Source organism: Acidisoma sibiricum (assembly GCF_057837225.1).
On record NZ_CM174445.1, the window covers coordinates 3221857 to 3236624 of the forward strand.

General features: G+C 65.3%; 11 protein-coding genes. 7 read left to right on the forward strand and 4 right to left on the reverse strand.

Annotated features, from left to right (window positions below):
- Positions 1–71: 71 nt before the first annotated feature.
- Complete coding sequence (locus tag AC3G7M_RS15335; RefSeq protein WP_489213002.1) at positions 72–836, forward strand: tRNA1(Val) (adenine(37)-N6)-methyltransferase; 765 nt, start codon at positions 72–74, stop codon at positions 834–836.
- 3 nt (positions 837–839) lie between these two features.
- On the opposite strand, the gene AC3G7M_RS15340 is transcribed toward AC3G7M_RS15335, so the two are convergent.
- Positions 840–1454 (reverse strand): SCO family protein, encoded by a 615-nt coding sequence (locus AC3G7M_RS15340; protein WP_489213003.1) that lies wholly within the window; start codon positions 1452–1454, stop codon positions 840–842.
- Positions 1455–1645: 191 nt separating this feature from the next.
- Here AC3G7M_RS15340 and AC3G7M_RS15345 point away from each other — a divergent pair, with 191 nt between their 5' ends.
- From AC3G7M_RS15345 to AC3G7M_RS15360, 4 genes are all read left to right on the forward strand, one after another.
- The gene (locus AC3G7M_RS15345) at positions 1646–3034 is read left to right on the forward strand and encodes a CoA transferase (RefSeq protein ID WP_489213004.1); all 1389 of its coding nucleotides are present in this window, start codon (positions 1646–1648) and stop codon (positions 3032–3034) included.
- A gap of 196 nt (positions 3035–3230) precedes the next feature.
- A complete protein-coding gene (locus AC3G7M_RS15350) occupies positions 3231–5177 on the forward strand; it encodes a methyl-accepting chemotaxis protein (protein WP_489213005.1) in 1947 nt (648 codons plus the stop codon).
- A gap of 434 nt (positions 5178–5611) precedes the next feature.
- A complete protein-coding gene (locus AC3G7M_RS15355) occupies positions 5612–7552 on the forward strand; it encodes a methyl-accepting chemotaxis protein (RefSeq protein ID WP_489213006.1) in 1941 nt (646 codons plus the stop codon).
- Positions 7553–7953: 401 nt separating this feature from the next.
- Complete coding sequence (locus tag AC3G7M_RS15360) at positions 7954–9915, forward strand: methyl-accepting chemotaxis protein (protein ID WP_489213007.1); 1962 nt, start codon at positions 7954–7956, stop codon at positions 9913–9915.
- A gap of 13 nt (positions 9916–9928) precedes the next feature.
- Here AC3G7M_RS15360 and AC3G7M_RS15365 read toward each other — a convergent pair whose 3' ends face one another.
- The 3 genes from AC3G7M_RS15365 to AC3G7M_RS15375 all read right to left on the reverse strand — a co-directional run bounded on the left by AC3G7M_RS15365 (position 9929) and on the right by AC3G7M_RS15375 (position 12156).
- Complete coding sequence (locus AC3G7M_RS15365) at positions 9929–10930, reverse strand: MYG1 family protein (protein WP_489213008.1); 1002 nt, start codon at positions 10928–10930, stop codon at positions 9929–9931.
- A gap of 107 nt (positions 10931–11037) precedes the next feature.
- Complete coding sequence (locus tag AC3G7M_RS15370) at positions 11038–11766, reverse strand: CBS domain-containing protein (RefSeq protein ID WP_489213009.1); 729 nt, start codon at positions 11764–11766, stop codon at positions 11038–11040.
- Positions 11767–11952: 186 nt separating this feature from the next.
- The gene (locus AC3G7M_RS15375; protein WP_227306586.1) at positions 11953–12156 is read right to left on the reverse strand and encodes a cold-shock protein; all 204 of its coding nucleotides are present in this window, start codon (positions 12154–12156) and stop codon (positions 11953–11955) included.
- 315 nt (positions 12157–12471) lie between these two features.
- On the opposite strand from AC3G7M_RS15375, the gene AC3G7M_RS15380 reads away from it, so the two are divergent.
- Positions 12472–13713, forward strand: a complete 1242-nt coding sequence (locus tag AC3G7M_RS15380; protein WP_489213010.1) for an aromatic ring-hydroxylating oxygenase subunit alpha — start codon at positions 12472–12474, stop codon at positions 13711–13713.
- A gap of 2 nt (positions 13714–13715) precedes the next feature.
- Entirely contained in the window at positions 13716–14768 is a 1053-nt protein-coding gene (locus AC3G7M_RS15385; protein ID WP_489213011.1) for a flavin reductase family protein, read from the forward strand.

Genomic DNA, 14768 nt, shown 5'->3' on the forward strand with positions numbered 1-14768 from the left:
CAAATCGGCCGATGTCGCTACCACCCTGCGCCGTGACGGGGTGGCAGGCGCCCGCGCGGCGGAGATCGGCCATGCTGGTTGAGACGGCGGCCGCCGGCATGACGGACGGGTTTCTGCTGGGCGGCAGGGTGCGCTACAGCCAGCCAAAAGAGGGCTACCGCACCGGGATCGAACCCGTCTTTCTGGCGGCCAGCGTGCCCGCCCGAACCGGCGAGCGCGTGCTGGAGGCCGGAACCGGCGCCGGCGCGGGGCTGTTATGCCTGGAGCGGCGGATCGGCGGCATTCACGGCATCGGCCTTGAGATCGAGCCCCACATGGCGGAGATCGCGGCGGCAAATTTTGCGGCCAACGGCCACGACAATCTCAGCGCGGTCTGCGCGGATGTGCTGGACACTCCGCTGCCCCGCCTACTGGGGGCCGCACCCTTCGACCATATTTTCAGCAATCCGCCCTGGCATGCCGCTGCCGGCACCCATCCCGCGGACGGGCTGCGCGAGCGCGCGAAGATGGCGGATGACGGCATGCTCGGCCGCTGGATCGCGCGGCTGGCCCCGCGGCTGAAACCCCGTGGCACCTTCACGCTGATCCTGCCCGCCCGCGCCATACCGGACGCCCTGGCCGGCCTGGCGGCGGGCGGCTGCGGCGCCCCGGTGATCCTGCCGCTGTGGCCGCGCCCGGGCCGGGAGGCCAAGATCATCCTCATCCAGGCGATCAAGGGCGGCCGCGCGGAGTGCCGCATGCTGTCCGGCGTCATCCTTCATGACGGCCCGGCCTATAGCTTTGCCGCCCATGCGATCCTGCGCGATGCGGCGCCACTCGACCTCGGCCGCGGCTGAGGGTCAGCCGGCGGAGGCCGCCGCCATGGCGCGGCGGATGGCGTCCGCCATGGCAGCGGTGTCCAGGTCCGGCGGCAGAATGGCGGCCGCCGCCCCCGCCGGGTTCATCAGATAGAAAAACGCGGAATGGTTCATGAGATAGGCGCCGGCGCCGCCGCCCGGTGCCGCCTGCTTTTCGGCAAAGACCCGGAAGACGCGCTCGGCCGTGTCGATCGCTGCTTCACTGCCCGTCAGACCGCGCAGGCGCGGGCTGAAGAGCGCGACATAGCGGGCCATGATATCCGGCGTGTCGCGGGCGGGGTCGACGGTGATGAAAACCGGCATAATCCCAGCCCCTGTGGGGCCGAGCGCCGCCAGGGCCTGGACCGCTTTTGCGAGATCGGTCGGGCAGATATCGGGACAAAAGGTGTAGCCGAAATAAAGCAGGCTCCAGTGGCCGCGGAGGTCGTCCTGCGTGAAGGGCCGGCCGGTAGCGGCATCGATGAGCCGAAAAGACCCGCCGACCCCGAGACCCGCGCCCGCGCCCTGGCGCAGCAGGGCCATCAGCCCCGGGACGCGCGCCGGGCCGACCAGCGCGATGGCGCCGCTTGCCAGGAGCAGCAGCACTGCAAGCGCCACCGCCAATCTTCGCAAAAACCTAATCATGCCGCCTTTAGATGCCCTGAAGGATAGTGTCTTAGGATCTACTTACCGTGCCTCGCTCCGTTCTGGCCCGACGCCGCATGGGCGGCAAGGCGGTCGGTCCCAGGCAGAGTGACCATCGCCCGCCCTTCGCCGACAGTCCGCCGACCTCAGCGCGAGCACCGTTTATGACCGACGCCTCCCTGGCCCCGCGCCTTGCCGCAGACTTCTGGTCCGTCCTGGGCGGCAACCGGGATGCGCTGGCCGCCCTGACTTTCGTCGGCACCGGCGACCTGCCGTCAGTCTTCGCGGTCTCGGATCTGGCTGCGGCGAGCATCGGCATCGCCGGATTGGCGCTCGCAGAATTTCGCGCGGCCGGCTCCAGCGCGGCACCGCCCTCCGTGACCGTGGATCGCCGCCTCGCCTCCTTCTGGTTCGGCACCTCGCTGCGCCCCACGGGCTGGGACTTACCCGCCCCCTGGGACCCGTTTGCGGGCGATTATCCGACCGCCGACGGCTGGATAAGGCTGCATACCAATGCGCCGCATCACCGTGCGGCGGCGCTGAATGTGCTGGGCCGTGCGGCAGACCGCGCGGGCGTGGCGGCCGCCGTCACGCGCTGGTCGGCCGACGGGCTGGAAGCCGCCATCATGGCCTCGGGCGGCTGTGCGGCGCGCATGCGGTCGGCCGAGGATTGGGCGACGCACCCGCAAGGCCGCGCCGTCGCGATCGAACCGCTGCTGCATCGCGCCCGCCTGGGGGACGCGCCACGCCCGGCCTGGGCTGGCACGGCGGAGCGGCCGCTGGCCGGCATCCGCGTGCTGGACCTCACCCGCGTGCTGGCGGGCCCCACGGCGACGCGCTTCCTGGCCGGCTTCGGCGCCGAGGTTTTGCGGGTCGATCCGCCCAACTGGGACGAAGCGGCGCTGGCGCCCGAGATGACGCTCGGCAAGCGCTGCGCCCTTCTCGATTTCCACAAGCCGTCCGAATTCGACCGGCTCAAAAAACTCATCGCCGGAGCGGATGTACTCGTGCACGGCTATCGCCCCAATGCCTTGCCGGCGAAGGGACTGGATTCCGCCGGGCGGCGCGGCCTCAATCTCAGCCTCGTCGATGTCTGTCTCAGCGCATACGGCTGGACGGGTCCCTGGAAGGAACGGCGGGGCTTCGACAGCCTGGTGCAGATGAGCAGCGGCATCGCGGATGCCGGCATGCGGCGCCTGGGGCGGGCACAGCCGACGCCGCTGCCGGTGCAGGCGCTGGACCACGCGACCGGCTATCTGATGGCCGCCGCCGTCCTCCGCGGCCTGACCGAACGGCGCCTGACGGGCCGCGGCAGCACCGCGCGCGCCTCCCTCGCCCGCACTGCGCATCTGCTGCTCAGCCATCCGGCTGACCTGGAAGGCGACGCCCTCGCCGCGGAGACGGAGGCCGATCTGGCGCCGGAGGTCGAGACGACGGTCTGGGGTCCGGCACGGCGCCTGCTGCCGCCGCTGGCCATCGATGGTACGGCGATGCGCTGGGACCGGCCCGCCGGGCCGCTCGGCGCCGAAGGCCATCATCCAAGCTGGACCTGACCGCGCCGCGAACGGAAAGAGGCCAATCCAGGTTTTCTTAAGGTTCTCTCAGAAGAATCTTACGATTTGAATGTTAGGTGTGTCCGACTGCTCGGATGCGGACCGTCAACGCCGGCCCGGCACGACCCTGCCGCTTCTGCCGCCGACACCGCAATCCAACACCCGTGCTGCACCGCTCCTCACATCTGGCAAAGACATGAAGATCACTCAGAAAATCTCGCTCAGCTTTGCTGTCATCAGCATTCTGGTCATTGCCCTGACCGTTCTCGTTCTGCGCAATCTTGGATCGCTGGTTCAGGCCGATCAATGGAACGACCACACCTACAAAGTTCTGCTCCAGGCCGACCAAATGCTGGAATCCATGGTCAACCAGGAGACGGGGGTGCGCGGCTATCTGATCGGCAATAATCCCGCCTTCCTCGACCCCTATAACAAGGGCAAGGCCGCTTTTGAGGATTCCTACACGCAGCTGCGGCATTTGACGGCAGACAATCCCGCGCAGCAGCAACGGCTGGATAAGATCCGCACTTTTGCCGATGACTGGCGGACCAATATCGCCGAGCGCGAAATCAGTCTCATGGACAGTATGGCGACGGTGCCGGAGGCGCGATCGATCGAAGCCAGCGGCGCCGGCAAGAAAGCGATGGATGGTCTGCGCGGCGTTCTGAGCGAGTTCCGTCAGGCGGAGGGGTCATTGCTTGACGTGCGCGCCGCCCGCAAAGTCGCTGCCGAAGATACGACCCGCTGGGTCATGCTCATCGGCAGTTTCCTGGCCGTGTTGGCCTCGATCGGCTTTGGCATTTTTGCCAACCGGTCCATCGCTCGCCCCGCGTCGCGCCTGAGCGAGACCATGCTGCGTCTGGCGGGTGGCGATAACCAGGTCGCTATCCCGGGCGTGGGCCGCAAGGACGAAATTGGCCAGATGGCCAATGCGGTTGAGGTGTTCAAGCAGAATGCGCTGGAAAAGGTCCGGCTGGAGGCTGAGACCGCCGAGCAGCGCGCCCATGCCGAAGAGCAGCGCCAGCATCAGGAGGCTTTGAAGACGCAGGCTGCGCAGCAGACCAGCCAGGTGGTCGAATCGCTTGCCATCGGACTGGAAAAGCTCTCCGCCGGCGACCTCATCTTCCGCCTCAATCAGGCTTTCGCCACCGAATACGAAAAGCTGCGGCATGATTTTAACGGGGCGATGGACAAGCTGCAGGAGACCATGTCCTCCATCTCCACCAATACACAGGGCGTCAGGTCCGGTGCCGGCGAGATAAGCCAGGCCTCCGATGACCTGTCACGCCGCACGGAGCAGCAGGCCGCCAGCCTGGAAGAGACCGCCGCTGCCCTGGATGAGATTACCGCGACCGTGCGCAAGACGGCCGAGAATGCCAATGCCGCGCGCAATACCGTCTCGACCGCCAAGGATGACGCGGAGACTTCGGGCCGGGTGGTGCGGGAAACTGTGACGGCGATGAATGGCATCGAGAACTCCTCCAAGCAGATCGGCAATATTATCGGCGTGATCGACGAAATCGCCTTCCAGACCAATCTGCTCGCACTCAACGCCGGGGTGGAAGCCGCCCGCGCGGGGGAAGCCGGGCGTGGCTTTGCGGTGGTCGCGACCGAAGTGCGTGCGCTCGCCCAGCGCTCGGCCGATGCGGCCAAGGAGATCAAGGCGCTGATCTCCACCTCCGGCCGGGAGGTGGAAAGCGGCGTGCGTCTGGTGGGTGAGACCGGCCGTGCGCTGGACCGCATTGTAGAGCAAGTTGGCCAGCTCAATGCGCTGATCGGCGATATCGCGGCCTCAGCCCAGGAACAGGCAACGGGCCTCGCTGAGGTCAATACCGCGATGAACCAGATGGATCAGGTGACGCAGCAGAATGCGGCGATGGTGGAGCAGGCAACCGCCGCCAGCCACAGCCTGGCGAAGGAGGCCGAGACATTGAGCGGGCTGGTCGCGCAGTTCCGCATTGGCAGCGAAGCGGCAGCCGCGCCTGCCTCAGGCAAGCGCCCGACGGCCGGCCCAAAAACCCCGGCTCCGCGCTTGCGGCCTGTGCAGGGCTTCGGCGGTGACAAGGCTGCGTCACGGGCTGCGCCGAGCCGCGCCATGGCCGGTGCGGGTGCCGATGAGGGAGACGGCTGGAACGAGTTCTAGAGTTAGCCGGGTTCGACCATTCGATACCCGCGCAAGCGGGTATCTTCTGACGGCGCTGAGTTATACCCGGCGAGGTGCCGCGTGCGGTGGTCAGGAAGATGCCCACTTGCGTGGGCATGACGGGGTGACCTGTGTCAACCAAAGGCTCACAAACTCGGACGTGCGGCGTTCAGCCGCCGTTCGACGCCGGACGGCGCCGGACGGCGCCGGACGGCGTAATAACGATCTTTAACGGTATCGACCGTCGTCCTGCACCATTCAGGATCTCTCGCTTCCACAAATCCTTATAGCTTCGAGAAAATTCAAAGTTCCATCACCGGAACTTTACCATTGCCCTTGTATGAGCGGTCGAGCGTCCAACTCGCCGGCAAGATGCAGGGGCGCGGGGCCGCGCCAGTCAAGGAGAGATTCGGTTGAAGAACGTCCCCATTACAATGAAGATTATGATGATCGTGGGGCTCTTCGGCCTCTTCGTTCTCGGCGTTGCCTTCTATTCGTCAGGTCAGATCAGCGCGATCGGGTCACGCTACAACAATCTCCTGGAAGGGCCGAGCGCCGCCGCGACCTCTCTCACCCGCGCGTCCCGTTTCTTGCAATCAGAGCGCGCCGGCATTGCCGAGCTTGGGCTGGATTATACCGATACGCAGAATGCCGCGACCGTCGCCGCGATGAAATCCGATCTCAGCAGCTTCACGCAAATGATGGACCAAGCAGGGATGCTGGCGCCAAGTCACGCGACCGAATACGAGTCCTTCAAGCAAACGGTTCTCGATACCATCAACAACAAATGCGGCAAAACCATCAAGGACATGGCGGCGGCGACGACGCCTACGGCCATTCTCGCGACTCAGCATGAATATCTGGACCAGTGCGCCCCGCTCTTCCTACCGCTGCTGACCGAGATCACCACCAAAGTCACCACGCTGCGGGGCGAGGTGGACAACTCCGTCGCGCAGGTGAAGGCCCAGACCGGCCGGACCATTCTGACCACCTATGCCGGCATCATCATCGGCCTGATCATCATCGCCAGTCTCAGCGTCTTCGGCGCGCGTGCTTGGATCATTGCGCCGATCCGCCGCCAGCTGGACTTCATGGGCCAACTCGCCAATAGCAATTACGATATCACCGTAGAGGGCACCGAGCGGCGTGACGAGGTCGGCGCCATTGCCCGCACGGTCGAAATCTTCCGCGATGCCGGTCGCGACAAGGTACGCCTCGAAGCCGAAACCGCCCAGCAGCGCGCCCATGCCGAGGAGCAGCGCCAGCAGCAGGAGATTTTGAAGGCGCAGGCCGCTCAGCAGGCGAGTCTGGTGGTCGAATCGCTCGCCATAGGTCTCGAAAAGCTCTCGGAAGGCGATCTGATCTTCCGCCTCAACCAGGTTTTCGCTACCGAATACGAAAAGCTGCGGCATGATTTCAATGGGGCCATGGACAAGCTGCAGGAGACGATGATCTCCATCTCCACCAATACGCAAGGGGTACGCTCGGGCGCCGGGGAAATCAGCCAGGCCTCCGATGACCTGTCACGGCGCACGGAACAGCAGGCGGCCAGCCTGGAAGAAACCGCGGCTGCCCTGGATGAGATTACCGCGACGGTGCGCAAGACCGCTGAGAATGCGACCGCCGCCCGCAGCACCGCCATCACCGCCAAGGATGATGCCGAACAATCCGGCGCAGTGGTGCGCGAGACCGTCGGCGCCATGAGCGGCATCGAGAACTCCTCCAAGCAGATCGGCAATATCATCGGCGTCATCGATGAAATCGCCTTCCAGACCAATCTTCTGGCCCTCAATGCCGGGGTTGAGGCCGCCCGTGCCGGTGAGGCCGGACGTGGCTTTGCGGTGGTCGCGACCGAAGTGCGCGCGCTGGCTCAGCGTTCGGCCGATGCGGCCAAGGAGATCAAGGCACTGATCTCCGCCTCCAGCCGGGAGGTGGAAAGCGGCGTGCGTCTGGTGGGTGAAACCGGCCGCGCGCTGGACCGGATTGTCGAGCAGGTCGGCAAGCTGAATGCGCTGATCGGCGATATCGCGGCCTCAGCCCAGGAACAGTCGACGGGCCTGGCCGAGGTCAATACCGCGATGAACCAGATGGATCAGGTGACGCAGCAGAACGCGGCCATGGTGGAGCAGGCAACCGCCGCCAGCCACAGCCTGGCCAAGGAGGCCGAAGCGCTTGGGCGGCTGGTCGCGCAATTCAGCCTGGGCGACGGTGCCGGCGGACCCAGCGCGCCAACGAAGAAACCATCTAGCCCGGCCGCACCCCGGTCACCCGCCCAGCGTCTGCGCGCAGCGACGGGCCAGAGCAGGCCCGCGGCACCGGCCCGCGCCCTGGCCAGCGCCGGGGCTGATGACGGTGACGGCTGGAATGAGTTCTAGAGTTAGCCGGATTCGACCATTCAATAGCGTCATACCCGCGCAAGCGGGTATCTTCTGACGGCGCGGCGCCATTCCCGGCGAGGTGTTGCGTGCGGTGGTCAGGAAGATGCCCACTTGCGTGGGCATGACGGGGTGACCAGGGTCCACTAAAGGCTCACAAACTTGGACGTCCGGCGTTCAGCCGCCGTTCGACGCCGGACGGGGTAATGACGGTCTTTCACGGTATTGACCGTCGTCCGGCGCCATTCAGGATCTCTCGCTTCGACAAATCCTTATAGCTTCGAGAAAATTCAAAGTTCCATCAACGGAACTTTACCATTGCCCCTGTATGACCGGTCGAGCGTCCAACTCGGCGGCACGATGCACGGGCGCAGAGCCCCGCCAGTCAAGGAGAGATTCGGTTGAAGAACGTCCCTATCACGCTCAAAATCATGATGATCGTGGGGCTCTTCGGCCTCTTCGTTCTCGGCGTTGCCTTCTATTCGTCAGGTCAGATCAGCGCGATCGGGTCACGATACAACAATCTCCTGGAAGGCCCGAGCGCCGCCGCGACCTCTCTCACCCGCGCGTCCCGTTTCTTGCAATCAGAGCGCGCCGGCATTGCCGAGCTTGGGCTGGACTATACGGACGCCATGAATGCCACGAGCCTCGCCGAGATGAAATCCGATCTCGGCAACTTCACGCAGATGATAGAACAGGCGGCCAATTTGGTGCCGGAGCATGCGAGCGAATACCAGTCTTTCAAGAAAACGGTCCTCGATACTATCAATAATAAATGCCAGAAAAGCATCAGCGACATGGCGGCGGCGACGACGCCCACGGCTCTTCTCACGACCCAACGCGAATATCTTGATCAATGCGCCCCGCTCTTCCTACCGCTGCTGACCGAGATCACCTCCAAAGTCGCCACGCTGCGGGGCGAAGTTGCCGCATCTGCGGCGCAAGTAAAAGCCCAGACGAGCAGGACCATTCTGACCACCTATGCCGGCATCATCATCGGCCTGATCATCATCGCCTCCCTGGCGGTTTTCGGCGCCCGCGCCTGGATCATTGCCCCGATCCGCCGCCAGCTGGACTTCATGGGGCAGCTGACCAATGGCAAGTATGACATCACCGTCGAAGGCACCGAACGGCGGGATGAGGTCGGCGCCATTGCCCGCACGGTCGAAATCTTCCGCGATGCCGGGCGCGACAAGATCCGCCTGGAGGCTGAAACCGCCCAGCAGCGCGCCCATGCCGAGGAGCAGCGCCAGCAGCAGGAAGCCATCAGAGCGCAGGCCGCCCAGCAAGCCAGTCTGGTGGTGGATGCGCTTGCCCTTGGCCTGGAAAAGCTTTCCGCCGGAGACTTGATCTTCCGCCTCAACCAGGTTTTCGCCGCCGAATACGAAAAGCTGCGGCATGATTTTAACGGGGCGATGGACAAGCTGCAGGAGACGATGATCTCCATCTCCACCAATACGCAAGGGGTACGCTCGGGCGCTGGGGAAATCAGCCAGGCATCCGATGACCTGTCGCGGCGCACGGAGCAGCAGGCCGCCAGTCTGGAAGAAACCGCGGCCGCCCTGGATGAGATTACCGCGACGGTGCGCAAAACCGCTGAGAACGCGACCGCCGCCCGCAGCACGGCCATCACCGCCAAGGAGGATGCCGAACAATCCGGCGCGGTGGTGCGGGAGACCGTCGGCGCCATGAGCGGCATCGAGAACTCCTCCAAGCAGATCGGCAATATCATCGGCGTGATCGACGAAATCGCCTTCCAGACCAATCTTCTGGCCCTCAATGCCGGGGTTGAGGCCGCCCGCGCCGGTGAGGCTGGGCGCGGCTTTGCGGTGGTCGCGACCGAAGTGCGTGCGCTGGCCCAGCGCTCGGCCGATGCAGCCAAGGAGATCAAGGCGCTGATCTCCACCTCCGGCCGGGAGGTGGAAAGCGGCGTGCGGCTGGTGGGCGAGACCGGCCGCGCGCTGGACCGGATCGTCGAGCAGGTCGGCAGGCTCAACGCGCTGATCAACGATATCGCAGCCTCGGCGCAGGAACAGGCCACCGGCCTGGCTGAGGTCAATACCGCGATGAACCAGATGGATCAGGTGACGCAGCAGAACGCGGCCATGGTGGAGCAGGCAACCGCCGCCAGCCACAGCCTGGCGAAAGAGGCCGAAGCGCTCAGCCGGTTGGTCGGGCAATTCAGCCTAGGCGACAGCCCCGCCGGGGCGGGCGCGCCCGTGAAGAGAGCCAGTGGCCCTACCGCACTGCGGTCGCCGGCACCCCGCCCCCGCGCGGCGACGGGCCAGAGCAGGCCCCCTGCCCCTGCACGCGCCATGGCAGGCGCAGGGGGAGACGACGGTGACGGCTGGAACGAGTTCTGACGCCGAGGCAGGTTCAGCCGCCGTTCGGCGCCGGGTCAGCGTCCTTCGCTGCCGCCGCGCCGATGGCCAGCGCCCGACGGGCCATCTCCAGCGCCCCATCCCGGCTTTTGGCGGCGCCGACAAAGCGGCGCAGATGGACGAAGACCGCGTCCGGCACGCCTGACGTGGCGGCCAAAGCCTCCCGCTCCAGCCCCGCCCAGGCCTCAGGCAGCGGCACACGCTGGGCAAAGGACTCCTTTTCCGGCGGCATGGTGTCGATCATCCAATTGCCGTTGGATGCCTGGCTGACGCAGTAGATGACCGGCAAATCGCGGGCGAAGACCGTATTCTTCCAGGGCATGCCACGGTCGAGCACGAGTATCCTGGGGTCCTCCCCCGCCGCATGCGCGGCCAGCACGCGCCCATCGGCGAGATGACGGGCGCGCAGCATATCGACCCGCCGGGCCAGAACGCCGGACGCGAAATCCGCCGCCTCCAGGAAAGCCGCGTCACCCGCCGCCGGGCCGCTGGACTCCGGGCTGTCCCAGCTTGGGTTGAAGTCGCCGATCAGGCGGCCGAGCCCCAGCCCGTCATCCTGCACCGGCCCGCGGGGCGATACGCCATTGTCCAGCTCGTCGATGCGCCGCAGGACGCTGTCATCCAGTTCCGCCGCAATGGCCTGGGCCAGCCCTGCATCCGCCTCGCCGTGCGGCCCGAGCAGGGCCGCAATCGCGGGCACGCCATAGACCTGCCAGATGAGCCCCGCCGCGGAATAGGGCGTGCCGTCAGGCCGGGTGGGGGCGCCGCGCTGATGGTGGTCGAAACGACTGAGAGCCGGATCGAAGACGGTTCCGACATCCCAGACGATATCCCCGGTCTCGATCAGCCGTGCATCCCGCGTGCGCAGCAGGCGATGGTCTTCCCCTGCCCGCTTCAGTCCAAGTGCCAGACGGAGAACGGCATAGGCAAAGACCTCATCGCAATGGAATTTGCCACTATGCGTAATCAGAAGGGGGCGAATCTCGCCAGATGACATGGGATGGTCCGATGCTGAAACAGGAAACAGTCAGTTTCTCTGCCCTATAGCCGTCACGCATCGCGCCGCACAGCCCCGCTTTCGGCTGCGTCGGCCCCCCTATCCGGTCAGGCCGGGTAGATCGACCCCGTCATCGGCTCCACATAGACGATCTTGTCCTGGACCGCCGCGATGCCGGGCACATTCTCCACCGTGACACGGATGGCCGTGCGCAGCCGCTCATCATGAATGACCCCTTCGAGAGTGGCGACACCGGCCGCCACGCGCACGCCGACACTGGCATTGCTGGCAAACCAGCCCGCGGCGTCGAGCGCTGACATGATGCGCGCCTCCAGATCGGGGTCCGGCACGGGCTCCGGGCTCGGGGTGAGGATGTCAGCCAGACGGCGGTCGAGAGCTGCCACCAGGTCAGACCGCGCGACGATGCCGGTCAGGCGCCCGTCACGCTCTACCGGCAGGCGGCGCACGCGATGCTTTTCCATCAGGCGCACCACCTCGGCCAGCGGCGCGTCCTCGGCCACCGTCACCACCACCTCGGTCATGAGGTCGCTGACGCGACGGCTATGGCTGCGGATGTAATCGGTGATCTCGCGCCCACCCCCCAGAAGCAGATCCAGGAAATAGCGCGGTTTGTGGCCTGCACCATGTTCGGTTGCGGTCTCCACCCGGCGCAGCAGATCACCTTCCGTGATGATGCCGAGGATTTGCCTGGACCCCGTCACCACCGGCACGCCGGAGGCATGGCAGGCTACCATGATCTGGATCACGGCGCTGACCGTCGCATCTGGCCCCACGGTGCGGACGTCACGTGTCATGATATCGCGGGCGAGCAACATGCGATCCTCCTTGCCGCGGGCGGTGATCGGAAGCCCTGTGGCAAAAGGAGAGTGCCAGTCTCCGTCTGGCGATGCCTTGATTTCGATCAAGGGAGGCAGGCCCGGACCCGTCCGGTCTTTGGGCAAAAAAAAGCCCGCGGGACCAGGGATTACCCCTGGCGCCGCGGGCTGTGTCGCTCGGGTCGGTCAGACCTTGAGGTTGACGGCCGCCATCTTGCCCTTCTGGCCACGCTCCAGATCGAAGCTGACCTTCTGGCCTTCATTCAGACCGCCCAGACCGGCGCGCTGCACGGCGGAGATGTGCACGAACACATCGGCGCCGCCGTCTTCCGGCTGAATGAAGCCATAGCCTTTGGTTGCATTAAACCACTTAACCGTGCCAACCGACATCGGGTCTCTCCTCGCACCTGGCAACCCGCAACATGCGGGCCAAACTGACTTTTGCTTTGGGGGGAGGCGCGCGGCGCGCGGAAACCCGCATACCGAAACACTTATAGCCCAGGATCAAAAGCGCCGCCCGAATCTATGACCCAGTCCGCGGCGGATTGCTAGGTGAAAATCGCCGGTCTACGGCGGAAAAATGGGGGTCTTACGGAAATTCGATAACCATATGCACAAATGCGATTTGCAAGCCCGCCCCCAGGTCATGTCATCATCTATGACTGCGCCTGGGCGCTATCGGTCTGCACGGCAAGGGGACACGCGATGATGGCGGAATACGGTCGGATCAAAGCGGCTCTGCAGGCGCGGCGGCCGGGCCACGCTCTGCCGCAATCGCTTTATAATGACGCGGACGTCTTTGCTTTCGACCAGAAGGCGATTTTCCACCGGAGCTGGATACTGGTCGGCTTTGAGGTCGAGTTTCCCACCGCCGGCAGCTACCAGTCCCTCAAGATCGGTGGCGCGCCGGTCATCATCATGCGCGGCAAGGACGGCATCCTGCGCGGCTTCCACAATACCTGCCGGCATCGCGGGGCCGAGCTATGCCCGGAAGGCGCTGGCAAAAGTGCGCGGCTCGTCTGCCCCTATCACCAATGGACGTACGACCTTGCCGGCAAGCTGATCTTTGCGGGCCGCATGGGCGATGATTTCGATGCCTCGGCCCATAGCCTGGCACCGATCCATGTGGAGACGCTGGAAGGCACGGTCTATGTCTGCCTGAGCGACACCCCGCCCGATTTCGCGCCGTACCGCGAGGCCGTCGGCCCGATGCTGGCCGCGCATAATCTGAGGGACGCAAAGATCGCCCATCAGGCGACGCTGGTGGAGAAGGCGAACTGGAAGATCGTCATGGAAAACGCGCGGGAATGCTATCACTGCGCCGGTCGCCACCCGGAACTTGCCGTGACCTTCCCGATCTATGCCAAAGGCAATTTCGAATCGGTGAGCGATCACGAGGCGCATTTCGACGCCCGCATGACCGCGCTCGGCCTGCCCGGCGCGCCGGCGGAGGCCGATTGGTGGCAGGCCGCGCGCTTTCCGCTCAATGACGGTATGGTGTCGATGACCATGGACGGGCAGCGGGCCGTCAAAAAGCTGATGTGCCCTGTCGGCGACGGCGATATCGGCAGCCTGCGCTGGGCGCTCGAGCCACACAGCTTCTGCCATTCCACCGGCGACTTCACCTTCATGTTCACCTGCATCCCCGTAAGCCCGAAGGAGACCCTCGTGCTGGGCAAATGGGTCGTCCATAAGGATGCGGTCGAAGGCGTGGACTACGATCTGGAGAACCTCGTGAAGCTGTGGGACGTGACCAATATGGAGGATCGCGACCTTTGCGAACTCAATCAGCGTGGCGTCGACAGCCCGGGCTATCGTCCCGGCCCCTATTCCGCGGTGGCCGAATCGCTCGTGCTGCGCTTCACGAACTATTACGTCAGCAAGGCGCTCGACTATATTGACGCGGTTGAGGGCAATACCACGCTTGCAGCCCTCGCGGCCGATTGAGCGTGAGCGACAAGCCTGTCTGGCGCGGCGGCGATGACTTGCTGCGCTGCCTAAGCGTCACCCAGGAGGCGCCGGGCGTCAAAACCTTTCGCTTCACGGCCGCGAGCGGCGCGGCTGTGCGGTTCCATGCCGGACAGTTCGTGACCCTGCGGCTGCCGCTGCCGACGGGCGAGATCTGGCGTTGCTTCACCATCGCCTCATCGCCCCTGCAGGAAGGGGCGATCGACCTCACGATTAAGATTCAGGCCGATGCGGGCGCGATCAATGCCTCCGGCACCGCCTGGATGCATCATCACCTCCATGCCGGGATGGAGATTGCGGCAAAGCTGCCCGCCGGTCCCTTCTGCCTGATGCATCCGCCCGAGCGGCCGCTGCTGCTGGTCTCGGCCGGCAGCGGCGCCACACCCATGGCCGCCATCGCCCGCTTTTTGCGCGATATCGGCGACCAAACGCCGGTTCACTACATCCACCTCGCCCGATCCGAGGCCGAGTGGCTGTTCAGGCCGGAGATCGAGGCAATCGCCGCGGCCCTCGGCAGCTGGAAGCTTGACTGGCTGACGAGTGCCGCGCAGGGTCGTCCCTCGGCCGAGACCTTTGCGGCCATGGCCCCCGATCTTGCCGAGCGGGAGGTTTTTTGCTGTGGGCCGGCCGGTTTCATGGCGGCGATCGAGACCGCCCATGCCCAGGCCGGTGGTCCGGCCGACGCCTTCCGCAAGGAGGCATTCCTGGCTATCCCGATTCCTGAACTGGCGGTGACGCACACGGCCAAGGCCGAACCCGGGACGCAGCCCGGCGGCTTCACGCTGCGGTTTGAACCGTCCGGCAAAAGCGTGGCGATCGGGCCGGAGGAGACGGTGCTGACCGCCGCCAGCCGCCTTGGCATTGCCATCTCCTATGCCTGCGGCGACGGTATCTGCGGCACCTGCCGCATCCGCAAGCTGGAAGGCACGGTCGAGATGACCCATCAAGGCGGCATCGAGGAGGATGAAGTGGCCGATGGCGACATCCTTGCCTGCTGCGCCTATCCCCGCTCCCATCTCGTTCTGAAGGTTTGA

Coding starts and splice junctions, on each gene's coding strand:
- AC3G7M_RS15335 (WP_489213002.1), top strand. CDS start 72: ATGCTGGTTGAGACGGCGGCCGCCGGCATGACGGACGGGTTTCTGCTG.
- AC3G7M_RS15345 (WP_489213004.1), top strand. CDS start 1,646: ATGACCGACGCCTCCCTGGCCCCGCGCCTTGCCGCAGACTTCTGGTCC.
- AC3G7M_RS15350 (WP_489213005.1), top strand. CDS start 3,231: ATGAAGATCACTCAGAAAATCTCGCTCAGCTTTGCTGTCATCAGCATT.
- AC3G7M_RS15355 (WP_489213006.1), top strand. CDS start 5,612: ATGAAGATTATGATGATCGTGGGGCTCTTCGGCCTCTTCGTTCTCGGC.
- AC3G7M_RS15365 (WP_489213008.1), bottom strand. CDS start 10,930: ATGTCATCTGGCGAGATTCGCCCCCTTCTGATTACGCATAGTGGCAAA.
- AC3G7M_RS15370 (WP_489213009.1), bottom strand. CDS start 11,766: ATGTTGCTCGCCCGCGATATCATGACACGTGACGTCCGCACCGTGGGG.
- AC3G7M_RS15375 (WP_227306586.1), bottom strand. CDS start 12,156: ATGTCGGTTGGCACGGTTAAGTGGTTTAATGCAACCAAAGGCTATGGC.
- AC3G7M_RS15380 (WP_489213010.1), top strand. CDS start 12,472: ATGATGGCGGAATACGGTCGGATCAAAGCGGCTCTGCAGGCGCGGCGG.